At 61.1% G+C, this 19,572-nt stretch carries 19 protein-coding genes; 4 read left to right on the top strand and 15 right to left on the bottom strand.

What is annotated here, in order from left to right:
- Window positions 1-27: 27 nt before the first annotated feature.
- Window positions 28-495: a hypothetical protein gene (locus tag I6L41_RS09780; protein WP_216963689.1), complete on the top strand. Its 468-nt coding sequence runs from the start codon at window positions 28-30 to the stop codon at window positions 493-495.
- An 86-nt stretch (window positions 496-581) separates the two neighbouring features.
- On the opposite strand, the gene I6L41_RS09775 is transcribed toward I6L41_RS09780, so the two are convergent.
- From I6L41_RS09775 to I6L41_RS09765, 3 genes are all read right to left on the bottom strand, one after another.
- Window positions 582-878 carry a helix-turn-helix domain-containing protein gene (locus I6L41_RS09775; protein WP_216963686.1) on the bottom strand — a complete coding sequence of 99 codons (297 nt, stop codon included), beginning with the start codon at window positions 876-878 and terminating at the stop codon, window positions 582-584.
- Window positions 875-1,405 (bottom strand): DUF1523 family protein, encoded by a 531-nt coding sequence (locus I6L41_RS09770; protein ID WP_042053974.1) that lies wholly within the window; start codon window positions 1,403-1,405, stop codon window positions 875-877. Before I6L41_RS09770 ends, I6L41_RS09775 begins: the two co-directional genes overlap by 4 nt.
- A gap of 175 nt (window positions 1,406-1,580) precedes the next feature.
- Window positions 1,581-3,203 (bottom strand): methyl-accepting chemotaxis protein, encoded by a 1,623-nt coding sequence (locus I6L41_RS09765; protein WP_216963683.1) that lies wholly within the window; start codon window positions 3,201-3,203, stop codon window positions 1,581-1,583.
- A gap of 232 nt (window positions 3,204-3,435) precedes the next feature.
- On the opposite strand from I6L41_RS09765, the gene I6L41_RS09760 reads away from it, so the two are divergent.
- On the top strand, window positions 3,436-4,068 hold the full coding sequence (locus I6L41_RS09760; protein ID WP_216963680.1) for a LysE family translocator: 633 nt from the start codon (window positions 3,436-3,438) through the stop codon (window positions 4,066-4,068).
- Between the two features lie 73 nt (window positions 4,069-4,141).
- Here I6L41_RS09760 and I6L41_RS09755 read toward each other — a convergent pair whose 3' ends face one another.
- The 8 genes from I6L41_RS09755 to I6L41_RS09720 all read right to left on the bottom strand — a co-directional run bounded on the left by I6L41_RS09755 (window position 4,142) and on the right by I6L41_RS09720 (window position 11,497).
- Window positions 4,142-5,350: a sodium:proton antiporter gene (locus I6L41_RS09755; RefSeq protein WP_216963677.1), complete on the bottom strand. Its 1,209-nt coding sequence runs from the start codon at window positions 5,348-5,350 to the stop codon at window positions 4,142-4,144.
- A gap of 32 nt (window positions 5,351-5,382) precedes the next feature.
- Window positions 5,383-6,486 carry a beta-N-acetylglucosaminidase domain-containing protein gene (locus I6L41_RS09750; protein WP_216963674.1) on the bottom strand — a complete coding sequence of 368 codons (1,104 nt, stop codon included), beginning with the start codon at window positions 6,484-6,486 and terminating at the stop codon, window positions 5,383-5,385.
- 43 nt (window positions 6,487-6,529) lie between these two features.
- Window positions 6,530-8,257, bottom strand: coding sequence for a potassium/proton antiporter (locus I6L41_RS09745; protein ID WP_043818568.1), 1,728 nt, complete (start codon window positions 8,255-8,257; stop codon window positions 6,530-6,532).
- Window positions 8,258-8,537: 280 nt separating this feature from the next.
- Window positions 8,538-8,684: a hypothetical protein gene (locus tag I6L41_RS09740; RefSeq protein ID WP_005337933.1), complete on the bottom strand. Its 147-nt coding sequence runs from the start codon at window positions 8,682-8,684 to the stop codon at window positions 8,538-8,540.
- Window positions 8,681-9,370, bottom strand: coding sequence for a M15 family metallopeptidase (locus I6L41_RS09735; protein ID WP_216963672.1), 690 nt, complete (start codon window positions 9,368-9,370; stop codon window positions 8,681-8,683). Before I6L41_RS09735 ends, I6L41_RS09740 begins: the two co-directional genes overlap by 4 nt.
- Complete coding sequence (dapE, locus tag I6L41_RS09730; RefSeq protein WP_216963669.1) at window positions 9,367-10,494, bottom strand: succinyl-diaminopimelate desuccinylase; 1,128 nt, start codon at window positions 10,492-10,494, stop codon at window positions 9,367-9,369. Before dapE ends, I6L41_RS09735 begins: the two co-directional genes overlap by 4 nt.
- Before the next feature lie 19 nt (window positions 10,495-10,513).
- The gene (locus I6L41_RS09725; protein ID WP_005337930.1) at window positions 10,514-10,864 is read right to left on the bottom strand and encodes an ArsC family reductase; all 351 of its coding nucleotides are present in this window, start codon (window positions 10,862-10,864) and stop codon (window positions 10,514-10,516) included.
- Window positions 10,865-11,182: 318 nt separating this feature from the next.
- Entirely contained in the window at window positions 11,183-11,497 is a 315-nt protein-coding gene (locus I6L41_RS09720; RefSeq protein ID WP_005337929.1) for a hypothetical protein, read from the bottom strand.
- Window positions 11,498-11,782: 285 nt separating this feature from the next.
- Between I6L41_RS09720 and dcuC the strand changes: the two genes are divergently transcribed.
- Both dcuC and I6L41_RS09710 read left to right on the top strand, forming a co-directional pair.
- The gene (gene dcuC / locus I6L41_RS09715) at window positions 11,783-13,159 is read left to right on the top strand and encodes a C4-dicarboxylate transporter DcuC (protein ID WP_128836092.1); all 1,377 of its coding nucleotides are present in this window, start codon (window positions 11,783-11,785) and stop codon (window positions 13,157-13,159) included.
- A 135-nt stretch (window positions 13,160-13,294) separates the two neighbouring features.
- Window positions 13,295-14,434: a M20 family metallopeptidase gene (locus I6L41_RS09710; RefSeq protein WP_216963666.1), complete on the top strand. Its 1,140-nt coding sequence runs from the start codon at window positions 13,295-13,297 to the stop codon at window positions 14,432-14,434.
- Between the two features lie 138 nt (window positions 14,435-14,572).
- Here I6L41_RS09710 and I6L41_RS09705 read toward each other — a convergent pair whose 3' ends face one another.
- The 4 genes from I6L41_RS09705 to asnS form a co-directional block, all read right to left on the bottom strand.
- Window positions 14,573-15,229 (bottom strand): adenine nucleotide alpha hydrolase, encoded by a 657-nt coding sequence (locus tag I6L41_RS09705; RefSeq protein ID WP_216963664.1) that lies wholly within the window; start codon window positions 15,227-15,229, stop codon window positions 14,573-14,575.
- Window positions 15,230-15,401: 172 nt separating this feature from the next.
- Window positions 15,402-16,745, bottom strand: a complete 1,344-nt coding sequence (locus I6L41_RS09700) for an anaerobic C4-dicarboxylate transporter (protein WP_005337916.1) — start codon at window positions 16,743-16,745, stop codon at window positions 15,402-15,404.
- Between the two features lie 374 nt (window positions 16,746-17,119).
- On the bottom strand, window positions 17,120-17,875 hold the full coding sequence (locus I6L41_RS09695; RefSeq protein WP_216963661.1) for an ABC transporter substrate-binding protein: 756 nt from the start codon (window positions 17,873-17,875) through the stop codon (window positions 17,120-17,122).
- Window positions 17,876-17,985: 110 nt separating this feature from the next.
- Window positions 17,986-19,386, bottom strand: a complete 1,401-nt coding sequence (gene asnS, locus I6L41_RS09690) for an asparagine--tRNA ligase (protein WP_005337914.1) — start codon at window positions 19,384-19,386, stop codon at window positions 17,986-17,988.
- Window positions 19,387-19,572: the final 186 nt, after the last annotated feature.

Here is a 19,572-nt window from a genome sequence, read left to right as displayed (position 1 = left end):
GTTCATTTTTGCAAGAAGGGGCGGGGAATGTGGAAGAGAGGCTTGGTGCTGCTGGCCGGGTTGCAACTGACAGGCTGTGCGACGCCATTCGAGCGGATGTGGCAGGGGCTGGCGACCTGTGAATTTACCGATCTCTATGTGAATGAGACGGGCAGGGCCGCCAATCTACAACTGGCCAATTACACCCCCTACAAGGTGAGCGACGGCTTTGCCTGGTACAAGGTGCACGAGGAGCTGCACGGCCTGCCGGTGGTCGGTTTTATCGTGCCCGCCTCCAGCTTCGAAGTGCATGCTCTCTTTGTCGATACTCCCATCGCCAACGCCCGCCGCTTGACCCACAACGCCTACGGCAGCGAGTTTGGTGACGAGCAGAAGCATGACGAGGGGTTGGCGCCTCTGCTGCTGCGCGATCCCAACAACCCCAAGCGCTCCATCATCGACTGCACCCGCGGCGAGTCTGACGGGGAGCTTGAGGATTCGGCCATGCCCGAGTAGAGCCACCTGTCACGCTATCGGCCTGAAAAAAGAGGGGCCAGCCTTGTCGGCTGGCCCCTCTTTTTTATTGTTGCTTAGCGCCCTGATCAGGGATAGCTCAGCGTCTCCTTGATAAGCGGCAGTTGAGCCTTGATCCACGCCGGATTGATGGGGCCCCAGTCGCTGATACGGTAGTGCCCCTGCAGGTGGCGAGCCCCTTCGGTCTGCTCGAAGGCGCAGCTGATATCGAGTTCGGCCAGCGCGTTCAGGGTATCTTGCGCGGTGCGGCGCGGCATGCCGGTTGCCTCCATGATGGCGGGCACCGTATCCGTGCCCTGGCTGATCAGCCAGGCCACGTAGAGCCGCCGGTAGAAGCTGGTGCGGGTCTTGCTCGGCTCACTCATAGCTCGTCCTCAAGACGATCGAAGTAGCGCCAGGTCGCAATCGCTGCTTTGCCCATCACCAATGCCCAGAGGCCGAACCAGAACCAGCGGAAGAAGCTCCAGGTGGAGGCGTCAGGCTCAGTGCTCTCAATCTTGGTGACGTTGGGGAACATGGAGAACATGTTGATGCGCCAGCCGTAGGAGGTGATGATGGCGAGCCGTTTTTCAAACTCCATCGACTTGGCTTTGGCCTGTACGTCGGCGGCGTTGAACTTGAAGTAGAAGGGCCAGCCCCACTCGGTATCTTCATTGCGAAACACCCGGATCTTCTCGCCGGGGCGCTCGGTGTAGATGTAATAGACGTCGGTGGTGGGGCCGTCAGCCGGGTTTTTCTGGCTGATGGGGCCATCCTTGTCGGTGCGCTTCACCTCGACCCCGGTGATGGTAGCGATGGTGTGCTCCGGCAGGTAGTAGTCGAGCCAGGCGGCGGAAATGAGGGCGATGAGCCCCAGGGCGATAAAAGCGGGTTTCTTGAATCTCAGGCTCATGGTGTGCTCACGTGAGGGGGAGTAACGTGCCTCTACCATACCGATATTTGACAGGGCAGCCCAGCCCCTTATGGCGCCACAAGCCAAAAAATGGCGTTTAAAACAGAGACAAAGCCATTGCTGCATCAACAAGAAAGGCCCTTGCGGGCCTTTTTGTCTGGTTCACTTTGTGCGCTTACAGCTGGAATTGAGCCAGCTGTTTGCGTTGCTGCTCGGCGAGCTGGGAGAGCTCGTTGCTGGCACTGGCGCTCTGGCTGATGCCGGCGGAGCTCTGGCTCACGATCTCGTGAATATTGGTGATGTTGCGGTTGATGTCGGCAGTGACGCAGGACTGCTCCTCGGCGGCGGTGGCGACCTGGGCGTTGGCGTCGTTGATCTGGCGCACGGCACCGGTAATGCCGCTCAGCAGATCCTGCACCTGAGCGGACAAGCGCTGGTTATGGCTGAGGATCTCCAGAGTCTCCTGCACGCCGTTGTTGGCGGATTGGGACTGGCTCTGCAGCCGCTCGATGATGGCCTGGATCTCCTTGGTGGAGTCCTGGGTACGGGCCGCCAGCATTCTCACCTCGTCGGCCACCACCGCAAAACCACGACCCGTTTCACCGGCACGGGCCGCTTCGATGGCGGCATTGAGCGCCAGCAGGTTGGTCTGCTCGGAGATCCCCTGAATCACTTCAATTACCTTGCCGATCTGCTCGGACTGGGATTTGAGCTGGGCCACGATGGCGGCGGCATCTTCCAGACTGCCCGCCATCCGGCTGTTGGCGGCGATGCTTTCGGTAAAGAGGGCGAGCCCCTGCTCGACCCGGCCATTGGCATCCCGCGCCAGCTCGTCGGCGACGGCGGCGTTGTGGTTGACGTTGTCAGCGGTGCTGGATAGTTCGGTTACGGCGGAGGCGACCTGTTCGATCTCGCTGTGCTGCTGCTTTGCATTGGCCTCGGACTGGGTCATCACGGCGGCCAGCTCGGTGGCGGCGGAGGCGACGCTGTTGCTGATCCCGGTCAGGCTCTCGATGGTGCTACCAAGTTGCCCCAGAGTGAGATTGATATCTTTGGCCAGACGGGTCAGCTCGTTGTTGCCCTCCGCTTTGGCGCGCACGTTGAAGCGCCCTTGCGCCACGGCGTGCATCACCTCTTGTAGCTGACTGATGGGGCTGACGATGCGCCCGGAGAGGACCCAGCCGCAGATCAGCGCCGCCAGCAGGGTACCGGCGGTGAGCAGCAGGGTACGGAGTAGGGTGGCGTCGTAGTGGGCCTGCTCTTCGGCCAGCTCTTGCTGGATCAGCTGGTTGATGTGGGCGGACATGCTGTCTATCTGCTTGATCAGCTGTTCACCCAGCTCGCGGAAATGGAGGCGAGCCGCCTCGTAGGCGACCGGATCGCCGCCACCCTGATGTTTTTGCGCCAGCAGCGGCAGCATGTTGCTGCGGGTATGGCTGAGGTAGGCCTGCAGGGCGGCAGCGACCTGCCGGTTATCCTGCTCGGCACCGGGGAGCACCAGACGGCCGAGGATGGCGTTGATCTCCTGCTCGGCGCTGTTGAGGTTTGCGGGCAGAGCGGCAAACAGCTTGGCATCGTAGAGGCCATAGATGGCGCTGGTGCGTAGCCGGTAGGTGGCGTGGATCAGTTTGGCAATATCGTCCTTGTGCTGGACCACGCTCTGGGTCGTCTCATCTATGTCATTGATGGCTTCATCCAAACCCTGTTTGCTGATGGCGATCATCACCATCATCAGCAGGCTGGCCAGCAGCAAAGGTATCAAGACCTGGATACGTATTGATAGATTATTCAATGACATAAATGACTCTAATCCGGAATTGGAGGAGCCGACATATTACACATGCACGTCAGGAGCTGTCACAGGCTTTTATTGCTGAAATGTGCTGAAGAAAAGGTTTTTTCTTGTGAGAAAGGAGCCATTTAGGCATGATTGAGCGCTTTATCCCCTGAATATGTGGTACAACTGGCTGGGTTGTGTCAATCCTGTCCCGTTTTCGTGATTTCCCGCTCTCGTCATATGGAGGTGTGTTGTGTCCAGCTGGATCGATCCGGCCATTCTGGCTCTGTTTATCCCGACCTTTTTCTTTGTCTCGGTGACCCCCGGCATGTGCATGACTCTGTCGATGACGCTGGGGATGAGCCTGGGGGTGCGCCGTACCCTGCACATGATGTGGGGAGAGCTGATCGGGGTCGGGCTGGTCTCGGTGCTGTCGGTGATCGGGGTGGCAGCCATCATGCTCAACTATCCGGGGATCTTCGCCGCCTTCAAATATGTGGGGGGCGCCTATCTGGTGTGGCTTGGCATCCAGATGTGGCAGGCCAAGGGGAAGATGGCCATTCCGGCGGATCTCTCGGCCGGTCAGCAGACCAGCGCCATGGGGCTGGCGCTGCAGGGCTTTGTCACCGCCATCGCCAACCCCAAAGGGTGGGCCTTCATGATCTCCCTGCTGCCCCCCTTTATCTCTGCCGAGAAGCCGATGGCGCCGCAGATCAGCGCGCTGGTGGCGCTGATCCTGGTCATCGAGTTCTCCTGCCTGCTGCTCTACGCCAGCGGTGGCCGCACCCTGCGCCACTTCCTCGCCAAGAGCGGCAACGTCACCCTGATGAACCGCATCGCCGGTACTCTGATGCTGGGGGTGGGAGTCTGGCTGGCGCTCGGGTAAGAGCTGTCAGTGACTCTCGCCAGAAAAGAAAAATGCCACCGATCGGTGGCATTTTTTATGGGCGCCGGGTGGCTCAGCGAGGCTTGAAACGCTCGACCCAGGGGTTGGCGCTGAGGCCGTGCAGGATGACGCTCAATATGATGGTGCAGAGCACGGTGGCGATGATGGGGCGCTGGCCAATCAGGGAGGGCTCTTTTTGCAGCACCATCACCGCAAAGACGATGCTGGCAAGGCCCCGCGGCCCGAACCAGCCGATAAAGAGCTTGAGCTCCGGCTTGAGGCCGGTACCGATGAGGCTCAGCCAGACCGGCACCATCCGCAGCAGGGTGAGGCTGGCTGCCGCATAGAGCCAGAACTGCCAGTGCAGCAGCTCCGGCAGGATGGGCATCAGGGTGGCGCCAAACACCATCCAGATCACCACCGAGAGCAGATCGCCATACCCCTCGCAGCTATCCATATAGGCGTGCTTGTGCTCGCCAAGGCGCCGTCCCATCAGCAAACCACCGACGAAGGCGGCGATAAAGCCGCTGCCACCGAGAGTCTGGGCCAGCGCAAAGCAGAGCAGGGCCAGCCCCGGCATGGTGAGCTGGCGCCAGAGCGGCAGTTGCCAGCCGTTGAGATAGGAGACTTTCAGCAGCCGGACGGTGAGGGCGGTCAGCACGAAGGCGACCAGAAGACCGATACCGATCTCCTCCAGCATCAGGGTGATGGCCAGCGTCGCGGTGCCGGTGTGCTCCTCGGTGGGGGCGATAAGGGCGAGCAGCAGGAGCAGCACAGGCACGCAGATGCCGTCGTTGAGGCCACTCTCCTGATTGAGCCCTTCGCGCAGTGGTGCCGGTACCGCCGGATTGCTCACCACCGCCTTGCCGAGCGCCGCATCGGTCGGGGCGAGAATGGTGGAGAGGATCGCCATCTCCAACAGTGGCAGGTCGGGGAAGATCCAGTGGCCAAACAGGGCGCCACAGAGCAGGGTGAGGGGGAGGCCGATCAGCAGCAGCCGGATGGGGAGCTGGCGGTTGGCCAGCAGCACCTGCCAGTTGGTGTTGGCGGCATCGTTGAACAGCACGATCACCAGAGTCAGCTCTGCCAGCAGCTTGATGCCGGCGCTGTCGATGGAGAGGGAGAGTAGCTCCAGCCCTCCCGGCCCCAGTAGCCAGCCGGTCAGCAGAAATAGCAGGGGGCCGTTGACCAGTTTTGATTCAAAGCGCCCCGCGATCAGGCTGTAGATCAGCAAGAAGGCGGCGGTCACCGCCAGATTCTGGTAAAGCAGGTGTGCATCCATACAACCTCCTTTCTGCCCCCCGCAGGGGTGGTTTAATCGGTCAGGCAGTCGGGGTCGAACACATACTCCCCGTCCAGCCAGCGCACGATTTCGTCTACGCAGGATTGGTCACGAAACGGCAGATAGCGCGCCTTGAGGGCGGCAATCTGCTCGGGGGTGAGCTGGGCCAGCCCCAGATCCTGAAACAGCGGCAGGTCGGCCTCGATCATCGCCGAGATCTGCGGGCCGCAGGTGGCGTTGAGGGCGGCATGCAGCGCCTTGTCGGGGTCGTACTGCTTGCCGAGCCGGTAGCTCATTGGCAGGGTGGCGAGGGGCAGGGCGGAGAGCGCCGCCTGTTTCATCGGGTTGACCGCGTGGCCGGAGACCAGCTCTGCCAGCTCGGCAGGGCGATTCTCGAAGGCGCGCAGGTGCAGGTAGCTGCTCGCCTTGCTGCCATCGTTGACCGGGTAGTTGTCCCACAGGAACGGCTTGCGGCCGAGCAGTTCGCTCACCTGCTTGAGGTGGCTGGCCGGATATTCGCTGGAGCAGACCTTGGGGCCGGTCCAGAAGATCTCGAAACGGCGATCGAGCTGCTCGCCAAGCTCCTCCAGATAGCGGGGAGGCATGGCGCCAAACACCTTCTCCAGCACCGGATCGGTCGAGTAGTAGCTGGGGCAGAAGATGAGGCGGCTTGCCTTGCTGTGGGCCGCGATATCGTGGGCGATGGTGAGCTGGTGACGGGCCAGGTCCGGGGTATCCCCCTTCATGTCGTCAAACAGTACCGCCAGAATATCGGGCTGGAGCATCTCGTCGATGAGGCGCACCTTCTCAAGCAGCGCCGAGCGTTTGCGATCGTAGTCGTGATGCGCCCCCATGGGGCTCAAGCCCACCCCGAAGGCGAGCCCGTTGGCACGGCTCTGGCGCGCCAGCTCGGCGAGATCGGCCAGCTGCTGCTCGGGCCAGGGGAGGGCCCAGTGCTTGCGCAGATAGCCATCCTCTTTCGGAGCGTAGATATAGAAACCGTAGCCGTGGCGTGGCAGCCACTGGGCGTAGCGGGCGCGGGCCTGCCAGCTCCATCCCTTGCCAAAAAAGCCTTCAATCACCCCCAGATTGGCAGCGGGGGGTAGGTGGCCGGACAGCAAACTTTGATATGGCATAACACTCTCCCTTCTTGCTGGGGACTTGATACGGGACGGTCGGTCAGACCGGGTCCTCTTCCTGAAAGCGCACCCCGATCTTGCTCGGCACGCTTTCGTCCATTTCGGCCACGGTCCAGATCAGGCCCTGCCATTCGATGTTGTCACCGACCACCAGATTATCGCCCAACTGGCTGGCAATAAAATCGCCCAGTGTCTGATCCGCCACCTCGCTCACATCCAGCCCGTAGAGAGGGGCGAGATCCACCAGTCGTGCCGCCGCTTCCAGCAGGAAGTCACCGAAGAAGCGGGGGCCGAGATCCTGCTCCGGCGCCTGACTGAACAGCTGACCGAGGGCGGGGAGGTCACGTTCGTGACCGATGACGCAGAGGATGTCATCGGCCTGAAGACAGGTACTGCCCGAGGGGTGGAGCAGCTCGCGGCCTCGAAACAGGGCGCAGATCCGGGTGCCGGCGGGCATCTGCAGATCCCGCAGTGGCGAGCCGATGCACCACTTCTCCTCCCCCAGCTGGTAGACGAAGGTCTCCCACTGGCTGTCGAGATCGATCTCGAGCCCGGAGCGGTTGATGGGTGACGGCGGTGCCGGTACCTCCACCCGCGCCAGTTTTGAGGCCAGCGGCAGCGAGCTGCCCTGCAAAATCAGCGAAACCAGCACCACGAAAAAGGCGACGTTGAAGTAGAGCTGGGCATTGGGAAGTCCCGCCATCATGGGGAACACCGCCAGAATGATGGGCACGGCGCCGCGCAGGCCGACCCAGGAGATAAACCAGCGCTCGCGGGGGGCGAAGTTCTTGAACGGCAGTAGCCCGATCCAGACCGACACCGGGCGGGCAAACAGGATCATCCACATCGCCAGCGCCAGCGCGGGCAGGGCGATGGGCAGCAGCTTGTGGGGGGAGGCAAGCAGCCCCAGCACCAGAAACATGCCAATTTGGCTGAGCCAGGTCAGACCGTCCAGCACCGACAATGTGGTGCTGCGACTGCGCAGGGCGAGGTTGCCGAGCAACAGACCGGTGAGATAGATGGCGAGAATGCCGCTGCCACCGACCGCCGTGGTGAGGGCGAAGATCAGCAGACCGCCGCTGACGGTGAGCAGCGGATAGAGTCCCGGCGCCAGACGGGCGGTGTTGATGAGACGCCACAGCAGCCAGCCGCCGCCAAGGCCAATCCCGGCGCCAAGACCAAACTGCTTGACCAGTTGCAGCAGCAGGAAGCCCCCATCCAGCCCTTGCTGGGCGGTGGCGAGCACCTCGATCAGGGTGACGGTGAGAAACACCGCCATGGGGTCGTTGCTGCCTGACTCTATCTCCAGAGTGGCGCTCACCCGCTCGTTGAGGCTGCGCCCGCCAAGCAGGGAGAAGACCGCTGCCGCATCGGTGGAGCCGACGATGGCGCCGATCAGCATCCCCTGCATCAGGTTGAGGTCAAACAGCCAGGCGGCGGCCAGACCCGTCAGGCCGGTGGTGATGGCCACCCCGACCGTCGCCAGCGACAGGGCAGGCCAGAGCGCCACCCGGAACGATGAGACCCGGGTGCGCATGCCGCCGTCGAGCAGGATTATGGCGAGCGCCAGGTTGCCCACCAGATAGGCGATGGAGTAGTCAGCGAAGTGGATGCCACCTGGGCCATCCTCACCGGCCAGCATGCCGACGGCGAGGAAGATAACCAGAATGGGAATACCGAGGCGGGAAGAGAGGGCGCTCAACAGTACGCTGGCTCCCACCAACAGGGCAGCGACAAAAAAGAAACTGTTGATGGTAGCGGCATCCAAGGGCGAACTCCTTCCTAGTAATGTGCAAAGTAGGCACATTATATGCAGTTAGGCCCCCCTTGTGTGGCTTATTTGTGCATCAATTTGCACTTTCTTACATTTTTCATCCCTTTTTTCAGCATGGCCGCGCCATATTCTGACTGTGACGGGGTCAACGAAAGCGGAGTCAAAGGAGAGTCAATTTCAGGATGCGCAGGGAGGATAAGGCGGGGAAAAGCGCAACGGCACAGCAGAGGGAGAGGGGAGCACAAGGGCGCTCCCCACGGGATGGGGGCGGGATTCAGTCGTCCTCGTCATCCTTCACTTCGCGGATCTTGTCCTTGTAGTTGGGCAACTGCTTCTCCAGCCGTTTCATGTCTTTGATGGCATTGAGAAACAGCCCGAGCAGGAACAGCAGCGGCAACCCTATCCACAGCCAGAGATTCATGGGATTTTCCTTTCGTCAGGACAGGTGGTGACATAACGGGCCAAAATTTCATCAAGGTTGGCCAATATGGTCGACTTGCCTTCAATATCCGCCTGTTGCAGACAAAGCGCCAGTGCCGCGGGATCGAGCCGCTGCTCGTCGGACTCCAGCGAGAAGCTGATATGCCAGGGCTCGTAGGCGACCCCGCTCTCTGCCCCGACCGGCTTGGCATAAGGGAGGAAGAAGCCGAAGTCGCTCATATGGTCGCTGAGCCACTCGCTGAGATCCGCAAACCAGCCCCCGGCTTCATACTCCCACGGCTCCAGTGCCAGTTTGGTATCGGCAGGCAAACAGTCCGGGTCGTAGATATCGAGATCGGTCCCCCAGTGGTGACGGCTGGTGCCGGGCAGAGCGCTCCAGCGCAAAATGGCGTGCAGCCGCTCTGTCTCGCAGAGTTGCAGGGCATCGATGGGCTGGCTGTTGGCATCGAGCAGTGGCCGTTCGCCGCGCCACTTGCCATTCCAGATGGCGAGCTGGCGCTCGAAGCTGCGCCAGCTGGAGGCCGCCTGCAGGTTGAATCCCTCATAGGCAGCCGCCACCTGCATGTCGTTGAAGGCCGCCGCGGTAGCGGCGGTCAGCCGATGGGGGCCGCGCCCCACCACAATAAGGTGGCTCTCATCGAGCCCCAGCAGTTGTTCCTGCGTCATGCCAGCAATCTCTCGAGCACCCCTTGGTACATGTCCGCCAGCAGATCCAGATCGTCCGCCTTCACGCACTCATTCACCTTGTGAATGGTGGCGTTGACGGGACCGAGCTCAATCACCTCGGCGCCAGTGGGGGCGATAAAGCGCCCGTCCGAGGTGCCGCCGGTGGTGAGCAGGGCTGGCTGCTGGCCATTGACCGCCTCGATGGCAGAGACTGCCGCCGCCAGCAGTTTGCCTGTATCGGTGAGGAACGGCTGGCCGGAGAGGGTCCAGCTCAGCTGATAATCGAGGCCATGTTTATCCAGCAGCGCTTCGACCCGCTCGCGGATATCCATGTCGGTCAGTTCGGTACTGAAGCGGAAGTTGAACTGTACCTGCAGCTCGCCCGGAATGATGTTGGAGGCGCCGGTGCCGGCCGAGATGTTGGCGATCTGGAAGCTGGTGGGGGGGAAGTAGGCGTTGCCCTCATCCCACACGGTGGCGGCGAGTTCCGCCAGCGCTGGCGCGGCTTTGTGAATGGGGTTGTCAGCCAGATGGGGATAGGCGACATGGCCCTGCACCCCGCGTACCAGCAGATCGCCGGTGATGGAGCCGCGGCGGCCGTTCTTCACCACATCGCCTACCACGGCGGTGGAGGAGGGTTCACCGACGATGCACCAGCGGATCTTCTCGTTGCGTGCCTCCAGGGTGTCGATCACCCGGGTGGTGCCATTGATAAAGGGCCCCTCTTCATCGGAGGTGATGAGAAAGGCGATGGACCCGGTGTGATCCGGATGCTCGGCCACGAAGCGCTCGACCGCCACCACCATGGAAGCCAGCGAGCCCTTCATATCGGCGGCACCGCGGCCATAGAGCAAGCCATCCTTGATGGTCGGCTCGAACGGCGGGGTGTGCCATTTGTCCAGCGGCCCGGCGGGCACCACGTCGGTGTGACCGGCGAAGCAGAACAGCGGCCCCTCGCTGCCACGACGGGCCCAGAGGTTGGTGGTGTCCTCAAACACCATGGGCTCGATAACGAATCCGATCCTGGCGAGGCGCTCCGCCATCAGGGTCTGGCACCCTTCATCGAGGGGGGTAACGGAGGGGCGGCGGATCAGATCCTTGGCCAGTGCGATGACATCCGACATCAGTTGTCCTTAGTTGTCCTTAACGGGAGAAGAGGGATTGGTAGTGATCAGCCTTGAAACCCAGGGTCAGTTCGCCGTCACGGTCCAGCAGCGGGCGCTTGATCATGGCCGGATGTTCCAGCAGCAGGGCGCGCGCCTTGGCGGTGTCGAGCCCCTGTTTGGCCTCATCCGGCAGGGCGCGGAAGGTGGTACCGCGACTGTTGAGCAGTGCTTCCCAGCCGAGTTTTGCCAGCCAGCTGTCCAGATCGTCCGGGTTCAGACCATCGGCGCGGTGGTCGTGAAAGCGGTAGTCGATACCGGCCTCATCCAGCCACTTGCGGGCTTTCTTGATGGTGTCGCAGTTCTTGATGCCATAGAGGGTGATGGCCATGGGGAGTCCTTCTCTTGTGGGCGCTGGCCGTGGCCGTGCCCGAAAATCCGAATCAACGCAGTGCAAGGGCCCGATTCTGGCATTGTGGCAATCCCATGGCAACGCCGATGGTCTGGCTCGCGGGTTTTACCGGAACTGGTCACACCTGAACGGCGATTTTGAGCACAAGGTCAGAAGCAGTGGGGCTGGCGTGCCCGATGGGGTTGGGTATTGCGGGAGAAGATCGACTATTGCAGGAGAAAAAGAGAAGGGGGCAAACGCCAGATAGCCAAAACGCGCCAGCGGGCGCGTTTTGGTCGGCATCATCAAGCACCTCAATCAGTGCAGGGTGGTCCACTCATGGTCAAAGACCCGGGCCCGTTCCCAGGGTGCATCAGGCAGGCTGGAAGAGAGGCCAGTGTATTTGCCCACGTCGTCCACCACGATGGCGGAGAGGATCGGCAGGTTGTTTTCGGTGCAGTACATGCGGATGCGTTGCAGCAGGGTGCGCAGTTCATCCTGGCACTGCTCCAGCCCGGCCTGCTTGGCCAGTTTGGAGTAACGAATGGTAGTGCGTTCCTTTGCAGACTCGACGAGGATGTCCCACAGCTTGTAGTCGCAGGTCGAAGCACCTGCGGTGGCTTGGCTTGTCATAACTCTCTCCGGCGCGAAATGGTCGCTATATGTCGAAGCGCATCTTCGCCAGTTCGGCGCCGTCATATGTTGATCCAACGCAAAAAAGAGGGGAGTCGCGTCACACAATTCCCGGATATAGGGTGATAAAGGTTTTTCGGCAGTTGAAATAACGAAAAATTGTTACATGGCCGACATATTATGCTAATGAATCACGGTGACGGCACCTTTATTGATAGGGATCAAAGGCAAACAGTGGTCAGATCACTAGATTTCGCTCTTCGATAAATTTATCAGGAGTGAATATTGGAACTTTTATTCGTCTTGCTCGTTCTGGTCGCCGTGGTCTACGGCATCATCAAGGATTACAACCCGCAGGCGGTGCTGGCGCTGGCGGGCATGGCCATTTTTGCGGTGGCCTACTGGCTGGGGCTGCACCCCATTCTCCCCGCTGACAAGAGCACCGGTTTCGCCCTGTTCGACCTGTTCGAAGTGTTCAAGGGGATCTTCTCCTACCGCGCGGCGGGACTTGGCCTCACCATCATGGCGGTGGCGGGTTTTGCCACCTACATGTCCCATATCGGGGCCTCCCAGGCGCTGGTGCGGGTGGCGGTCAAACCGGTGGCAGGCATCCAGTCCAGCTACCTGATGCTCTCCATCTGTTATCTGGTGGCGGTCTTTGTCTCCCTGTTCGTTACCTCCGCCACCGGCCTTGGCCTGCTGTTGATGGTCACCATGTATCCGGTGATGCGCAACCTCGGCATCAGCCCGGCCTCCGCCTGTGGCGTCATCGCCACCTCACAGGCGTTTGAAATTGGCCCAACCCAGACCAACGCCATCTTCTCTGCCGGTCAATCCGGTATGGATCCGACCAGCTATTTCGTCGACTACCAGATCTGGCTGGTGGCCCCCATGCTGCTGGTGACCATGGTGCTGCACTTCTTCTGGCAGCGTCACTGCGATCGCAAGGATGGCTGGGATCCTGCGCTCCATCGCGGCGATCACGCCGAGCTGGACGAGCAGGGCACCGAGAGCGTGCAGGCGCCTACCTGGTATGCCCTGCTGCCGATCATCCCCTTCGTGCTGATGATGACCTTCTCCAAGCTGCTGGTGAGCGACATCAAGATGAGCGTGGAGGTGGCCATGCTGCTGTCGGTCTTTATCGGCATGCTGTGCGAGCTGCTGCGTAGCCGCTCGGTGCGTACCGCATTTGCCGGGCTGTCGAGCTTCCTCGATGGTATGGGCAAGGTGTTTGGCCCCGTGGTGGCGCTCATCGTCTGTGCCGAGCTGTTTGCCGAATCCCTCAAGGCCATCGGCGCCATCGATACCTTGCTGCACTCTGCCAGCAATGCCGGTATCGGCAGCGGTCTGATGACCCTGGTGATGGTGGCGCTGATCATGGTGGCGGCGGTCATCATGGGCTCCGGCAACGCGGCGTTCCTCAGCTTCTCGACCCTGGCACCGGCGGTGGCGGCCAAGTTCGGCGTACCTGCGGTGACCATGCTGCTGCCGATGCAGCTCGCTTCCAGTATCGGCCGCACCGTCTCCCCCATCGCTGCGGTACTGATCGCCTGTGCGGGGATTGCCAAGGTATCGCCCTTTACCGTGGTCAAGCGCACCAGCGTGCCGATGGCGGGGGCGCTGCTGACGGCGTTGACCCTCAACTATCTGCTGTTCATGTAGTGATGTGGGTTATGTAAGTGGTGTTTGGAATTTACCGGTCGGGCGGGTGGCATGGCTGCCCGCCTTTTTCTCACTGTGTCGCATTGTTGCAATAGACGATCGGCCATCAACGCTGATTGTTGCATGGAGAAGATAATGACAGTTGTAAAGAGCCCGTTTTCCCTTGATAGCTATCTGGCCGATCTGGCTCCGCTCATCAACCTCGATTGCGGTACTCGCACCCCGGCCGGGGTAGCGAAAGTGGCCGACATCATGACCGAGAAATATGAGGCCATCGGCTGGCAGGTGACCCGCCACCAGTTCGCTGCCGAGTGCGGCCCCTGCCTCGAGATCACCAATGCGCCGGGTGCCGATCACTACGACGTGATGCTGTGCGGCCACATGGATACCGTCTTCCCCGAGGGGACGGCGGCCAAGCGCCCGCTGAAAATCGAAGGCAATCAAGCCTTTGGTCCCGGCGTCTCGGACATGAAGAGTGGCCTGCTCTCTATCTGGTATGCCCTCAAAGAGATGGATCCGGCATTGCTTGCCAAGCTCAAGGTGCTGGTCTGCTACAACTGCGACGAAGAGATTGGCTCCCCCTGGTCGAAAGATTGGCTGGTGGAGAAGGCCAAACAGAGCGGCTGCGTGCTGGTGGCCGAGGCTGCTCGCCCGAGCGGAGATCTCATCAGCGCCCGCAAGGGCAATGCCAAGTACCGCATCACCTTCCACGGCAAGGCGTCCCACGCCGGTTCGGCCCTGACCGAAGGGGTCTCTGCCATTACAGAACTCGCTCATTGGGTGCTGGCCATCAACGAGCAGGTCAACATGACCACGGGCACCACCATGAACGTTGGCGTGGTACAGGGCGGCACCGGCGTCAACGTGGTACCGGACTTTGCCGAGGCGATCGTCGATCTGCGCTTCTGGAGCAACGAAGAGGCCGCGGCGGTACACGATCGGCTCACCTTTATGGCCAACAACCCCTTCCTCGCGGGCTGCCGGGTCGAGGTGGATCGCCAGACCTTCAAGCCGGCGATGCGACCGAGCGGTGACACCGAGGCGCTGATGGCGCTGGTGGAGGCGGCAGCCAACGAGGAGGGGATCCCCTTCAACTGGCTGGAGGCCGGTGGCGGCTCGGATGCAAACTTCACCGCCGCCGCGGGTGTGCCGTCCCTCGATGGCTTCGGCCCCATGGGCGGTGGTTTCCACTCGGAGGCGGAATTCCTGCTGCTGGAGAGCATCGAGCCGCGCATCCGCCTGCTGCAGCGGGTGCTGGGCAAGCTGGCGAAATAAGCCGGTTTATCCCTTGTTCGGGTCGTCATGGCCCGCTCAAAACTGGCCCGATCAAACCCCAACGGGAGGCTGTTGCCTCCCGTTTTTTTATCTCGATTTTTCGTGCGCTGAGTGAGCGGGCCAGATGGCCTGAGGCCGTTACCCCTGTGGCTCGGCCAGATAGGCCAGATGATCCTGCCGCGCCACCTGCCAGCCATCGAGGCGCAGCGGGGCGGCAAAGCCCGGGCCGTAGGTCACCATGGTGTGGTACTCCCCCTGCTCGCCGCAGGCATCGAAGCCCTCGCGCTCGGCCAGTTGCTGTAATTCCACGAGGGTAGCGGCATCGAGGGTGCGTCCAGTCCACTCGGGAGCCAGCACCCGGGTATCGACGCAGGAGAGGTGGGCGACGATGCCGCGGGTCAGCATATCCGCCAGCAAGGCTTGGCGAGATTGCTGCCAGAGCGGGGTATGGACGGTGAGACCAAGCGGCTGGCAGCGTTCGCGGATCCAGTTAGGCGCACCGCCCACGCTGTCGATATCGCCGGTGACTACGCCATCGAGTTGCCACTCCTCCTTGAGCTGCGCCAGTGCCCGCTCATAACCGAGATCGAACGGCGCTTCTATGGTGACCGGCAGATGGGGCAGCTCGAGGGCTTCCGCCTGACGGCGCACCAGCGGCAAGGGGTGAGCGAGAAATCGGGGCTCTGGCGGGGCAAAGGTGGCCAGTGCCACCACCTGATGGCCCGCTTGGCGGGCATGACAGAGGGCCAGCATGGCATCTTTGCCACCACTCCAGAGCAGGATGACGCGAGACATGGATGAGATTCCAATGGTGAACGAGGGGGCATGCTACCCAGCGGCGGGGGCAGAGGTAAAGGTATAGTGTCCGGAAATGGCGGCGGGGAAATGGTTGGGGTCACAGAGCGGGAAAAAGCAGACCCCCGAAGCGGGGGCCTGTATTGCAATAGTGTGGTAAACGCCGCTGCGATTAGAGCAGGATGCTGGTGAGGATAAAGCCCAGCGAGCAGGAGGTCACCACCCCGATCAGCCCCGGAATGATGAAGCTGTGGTTGATGATGAACTTGCCGATGCGGGTGGTGCCGGAGCGGTCGAAACCGATACAGGCCAGATCGCTCGGGTAGGTCGGCAGCACGAAGTAGCCGTAGCTCGCCGGCAGGAAGGCGATCAGCAGCTTCGGCTCCACACCCAGCGCCAGACCCATGGGGGCGATGGCGGTGAGGGCAGCGGCCTGGCTGTTTACCAGCTTGGAGATGAGGAACAGCACCAAGGCGTAGGTCCAGGGCTGGGCCTGTACCACATGGGCCAGGGTCTCTTTGAGCAGCGGCATGTGAGCCTGGAAGAAGGTCTCACTCATCCATGCCACCCCGAATACGGAGAAGATGGCGACCATGCCTGCCTTGAAGACGGCACCGTTGGCGATCTCGCCCGGCTTGACCTTGCAGCGCATCAGGATGATGGCACCGGCGATCAGCATCATCATCTGGATCACCAGGTTCATGGAGAGCGGGCCGGTCTTGTCCTTGATGGTGAACACCGGACGCAGACCTTCGTTGGCACCGAGCAATACCACGGCAGCGATGGCGGCGAAGAAGATCCAGGTAGACCAGTAGGCCTCTTTCGGGAACTTGGTGTTGAGCAGGGTCTCGCCACCACCGTAGATGAAGGCGCGCTGCTCCGGGTCTTTGATCTTGGCCTGGAACTCTTCGTCCTTGTCCAGATCCTTGCCGCGACGCAGGCTCCACAGGGCCGCCACGATGACACCGGTCAGGGAGGAGGGGATGGCGATCATCAGGATGTCGAGCAGGCCGTAAGCCTGACCGATACCATGACCGGCCGCCAGAATGGAGACCATGGAGACCACGGCAACGGAGACCGGGGAGGCGCAGATGGCCATCTGGGATGCAACGGAGGCTACGGCCATCGGGCGCTCGGGACGGATGTTCTTCTGCAGCGCGATGTCAGCGATGATGGGGAACATGGTGTAGACCACGTGGCCGGTACCGCACAGGAAGGTGAGGGTCCAGGTCGTGAGCGGCGCCAGGATAGTGATGTATTGCGGGTGACGGCGCAGCAGACGCTCGGCTACCTGCATCATCAGGTTGAGGCCACCGGCAGTCTGCAGGGTGGCGGCACAGCCGATCACCGCCAGAATGGTCAGCATTACCTGAACAGGCGGTTCGCCCGGCACCAGGCCGAAGACGAAGGTCAGCAGGAAGAGACCGATACCACTGATGAGACCGAGTCCCATGCCCCCAAAGCGGGTACCCAGCAGCAAGCAGCCGAGTACCACTAAAAATTCCATCAAGATCATTCCGTTACCTCGTGTGATTCAACCCATATTGCCGCGGGTAGCCTGAACCATGAATTGTCATTGTCTGTTTTATTTAGCCCAAAAGGGTTAGTTGCTATTCTGCTCCCCTGAAAAAGTGAAAAAATTGAGTTACTTCAATAACTCGATGAATTTTTGATTAAACCACTTAAAAACCACGTACTAACAAAAACATCATTTTTGTTACCAAGTGGTATCACTCGGGGCCAAGCCATCGGGTGGTCATGGTGGCAGCACAGTTTGGCAACAGGGCTGCAGGGGAGGGGCATAAAAAGGGCTCGATTGCGGCAGAAGAGGGTGAAAAAGCCAGCGCTCAGGCTATTTTTGCCAGCAAGGGCTGACTTCGGCGGGTTGGCTCACTTGGCCGCAGGTGCTTGCTGCAGATAGCGGCGCTGATAATCCTCGCTCAGCTTGGCAATATCCAATCTGGCAATAGCCTGCGCCACCCGTTGCTGCAACGCCTGCTGATCGGGGCGAAACATGATGTGCAGGCTCTTGTGTTCGAGGATCTTCGGGTGAAATTGCAATCCGGCGCTGCTCAGCTTGCGATCATGGTTGATGAGCCAGTGAAAGACATCCCGATCGACTACCGCCAGATCGAGCCGGTCGCGCTGCAATTTGCGCAGGTTGAGCAGGTCGGAATCGACGGCGGCAGTGTTGAGGCGCTTGCTAGCCATCAGGGCATCGAATTCACGGGTGTTGACGTATCCCTCCACCACGCCGATCCGGTAGGGGGCGAGATCCGTGAGCTGCTGCCAGGGGATGGGGGGGCCTGAGCGCTGCGCCATGCCCAGCACGCTGTCGCCCACGCTGGGGGAGTTGCGCCACAGGGTCGGCAGGGTGTCGGAGAGGTACTCGGGAAAATAGCCGCTATAAGGCTGGGTCGGGTCGGCCGCTAGCCGCACCGCCCGCTGCCAGGGATAGAAGTCGAATGTCACTTCCAGTCCCGCTTCGGCAAAGGCGCGTTTGACGATATGACCGGTGAGGCCGCCATCGGGCAGGCTCTGGCTGGTGTAGGGGGGCCACTCCAGGGTGGTCAGACGAACGGGCTCGGCCCACAGTTGAACAGGCATGCAGGACAGCAATAGCGAGAGCAGCAGGCGATATCCCATAGGCGACGAGTTCCTTGTGCCGGTTGATCCTGAGTATCACCCATAACGGTGACAATAAAAAAGCCGACCCAGAGGTCGGCTTTTGCAATGCAGTGGCAAGATGCCGCTGATCAGAACTCGGCGGTACGCGGAGTACGCGGGAACGGGATCACGTCGCGGACGTTGCCCATGCCGGTCACGTAGACCACCAGACGCTCGAAGCCCAGACCGAAGCCGGAGTGCGGCACGGTACCGAAGCGACGCAGGTCGCGGTACCACCAGTAATCTTCCTTGTTCAGGCCCATCTCGGCCAGACGGGCATCCAGCACGTCCAGACGCTCTTCACGCTGGGAACCACCGATGATCTCGCCGATGCCCGGTGCCAGTACGTCCATCGCGGCAACGGTCTTGCCGTCGTCGTTGAGGCGCATGTAGAAGGCTTTGATATCTTTCGGGTAGTTCTTCACCACCACCGGAGACTTGAAGTGCTCCTCGGCCAGATAGCGCTCGTGCTCGGAGGAGAGATCGATACCCCAGGAGACCGGGAACTCGAACTTCTTGCCGCAGTTTTGCAGCACTTCGATGGCGTCGGTGTAGTCGATCTGGGCGAAGTCGGAGGAGACGAAACGCTCCAGACGGCCGATAGCATCCTTGTCCACGTGCTGGGCGAAGAACTCCAGATCGTCGCGACGCTCGGTCAGTACGGCGTTGAAAACATACTTCAGCATGGCTTCGGCCAGTGCGGCGTTATCTTCCAGATCGTTGAAGGCCACTTCCGGCTCAACCATCCAGAACTCGGCCAGGTGGCGGCTGGTGTTGGAGTTTTCAGCGCGGAAGGTCGGGCCGAAGGTGTAGACCTTGGAGAGGGCGCAGGCATAGGTTTCGGCGTTCAGCTGGCCGGATACGGTCAGGAAAGCCTCTTTGCCGAAGAAATCTTCGTTGTAGTCCACCTTGCCGGCGTCGGTGCGCGGCAGGTTTTCCATGTCCAGAGTGGAGACGCGGAACATCTCGCCGGCACCTTCGGTGTCAGAGGCGGTGATGAGCGGGGTCGCAACCCAGAGGAAACCCTCTTCGTGGAAGAAGCGGTGGATGGCTTGCGCCAGGCAGTGACGAACGCGGGTCACGGCGCCAACGATGTTGGTGCGCGGGCGCAGGTGGGCCTGTTCACGCAGGTATTCGATGCTGTGGCGCTTGGCGGCCATCGGGTAGGTGTCCGGATCTTCGACCCAGCCGACTACCTTCACCTCGGTCGCCTGCAGTTCGAAAGCCTGGCCGCTGCCCTGAGAGGCGGCAACCACGCCGGTCACTTCCACGGAGCAGGCAGTGGTCAGACGCAGCACTTCATTCTCGTAATTGGCCAGGGTATTGGGGACAACTGCCTGTACCGGATGGAAACAGGAGCCATCGGAAATGGCCAAAAATGAGATCCCCGCCTTGGAATCACGGCGAGTCCGGATCCACCCTTTGACAGTTTGGGTGGTGCCGACCGGATACTTACCGGCCAGCACATCTACTACGGATGCGTGCGTCATCGAAATATTGTCTCCAGCTTGTTCTTGCAGCGCTATTTGCAACACTAGGGAGTCTGGCCCGGGCACAGATGGCCCACCATGGCAGACTAAGCCGTCAATCTTACCCGCGCGGGTTTGATAAACAAGCAAAAATGTCGGACTCTGGTGGGGTTTTCGGCATGGTTCACTCAACAAGAGTGTCACGGG

Source organism: Aeromonas sp. FDAARGOS 1411 (assembly GCF_019047125.1).
In the GTDB taxonomy this organism is placed as follows: domain Bacteria; phylum Pseudomonadota; class Gammaproteobacteria; order Enterobacterales; family Aeromonadaceae; genus Aeromonas; species Aeromonas veronii.
Note: the sequence above shows the minus strand (reverse complement) of the source record. Positions and strands in the feature narration are given on the sequence as shown.

Coding starts and splice junctions, on each gene's coding strand:
- I6L41_RS09780 (WP_216963689.1), top strand. CDS start 28: ATGTGGAAGAGAGGCTTGGTGCTGCTGGCCGGGTTGCAACTGACAGGC.
- I6L41_RS09775 (WP_216963686.1), bottom strand. CDS start 878: ATGAGTGAGCCGAGCAAGACCCGCACCAGCTTCTACCGGCGGCTCTAC.
- I6L41_RS09770 (WP_042053974.1), bottom strand. CDS start 1,405: ATGAGCCTGAGATTCAAGAAACCCGCTTTTATCGCCCTGGGGCTCATC.
- I6L41_RS09765 (WP_216963683.1), bottom strand. CDS start 3,203: ATGTCATTGAATAATCTATCAATACGTATCCAGGTCTTGATACCTTTG.
- I6L41_RS09755 (WP_216963677.1), bottom strand. CDS start 5,350: ATGGATGCACACCTGCTTTACCAGAATCTGGCGGTGACCGCCGCCTTC.
- I6L41_RS09750 (WP_216963674.1), bottom strand. CDS start 6,486: ATGCCATATCAAAGTTTGCTGTCCGGCCACCTACCCCCCGCTGCCAAT.
- I6L41_RS09740 (WP_005337933.1), bottom strand. CDS start 8,684: ATGAATCTCTGGCTGTGGATAGGGTTGCCGCTGCTGTTCCTGCTCGGG.
- I6L41_RS09735 (WP_216963672.1), bottom strand. CDS start 9,370: ATGACGCAGGAACAACTGCTGGGGCTCGATGAGAGCCACCTTATTGTG.
- dapE (WP_216963669.1), bottom strand. CDS start 10,494: ATGTCGGATGTCATCGCACTGGCCAAGGATCTGATCCGCCGCCCCTCC.
- I6L41_RS09725 (WP_005337930.1), bottom strand. CDS start 10,864: ATGGCCATCACCCTCTATGGCATCAAGAACTGCGACACCATCAAGAAA.
- I6L41_RS09720 (WP_005337929.1), bottom strand. CDS start 11,497: ATGACAAGCCAAGCCACCGCAGGTGCTTCGACCTGCGACTACAAGCTG.
- I6L41_RS09710 (WP_216963666.1), top strand. CDS start 13,295: ATGACAGTTGTAAAGAGCCCGTTTTCCCTTGATAGCTATCTGGCCGAT.
- I6L41_RS09705 (WP_216963664.1), bottom strand. CDS start 15,229: ATGTCTCGCGTCATCCTGCTCTGGAGTGGTGGCAAAGATGCCATGCTG.
- I6L41_RS09700 (WP_005337916.1), bottom strand. CDS start 16,745: ATGATCTTGATGGAATTTTTAGTGGTACTCGGCTGCTTGCTGCTGGGT.
- I6L41_RS09695 (WP_216963661.1), bottom strand. CDS start 17,875: ATGGGATATCGCCTGCTGCTCTCGCTATTGCTGTCCTGCATGCCTGTT.
- asnS (WP_005337914.1), bottom strand. CDS start 19,386: ATGACGCACGCATCCGTAGTAGATGTGCTGGCCGGTAAGTATCCGGTC.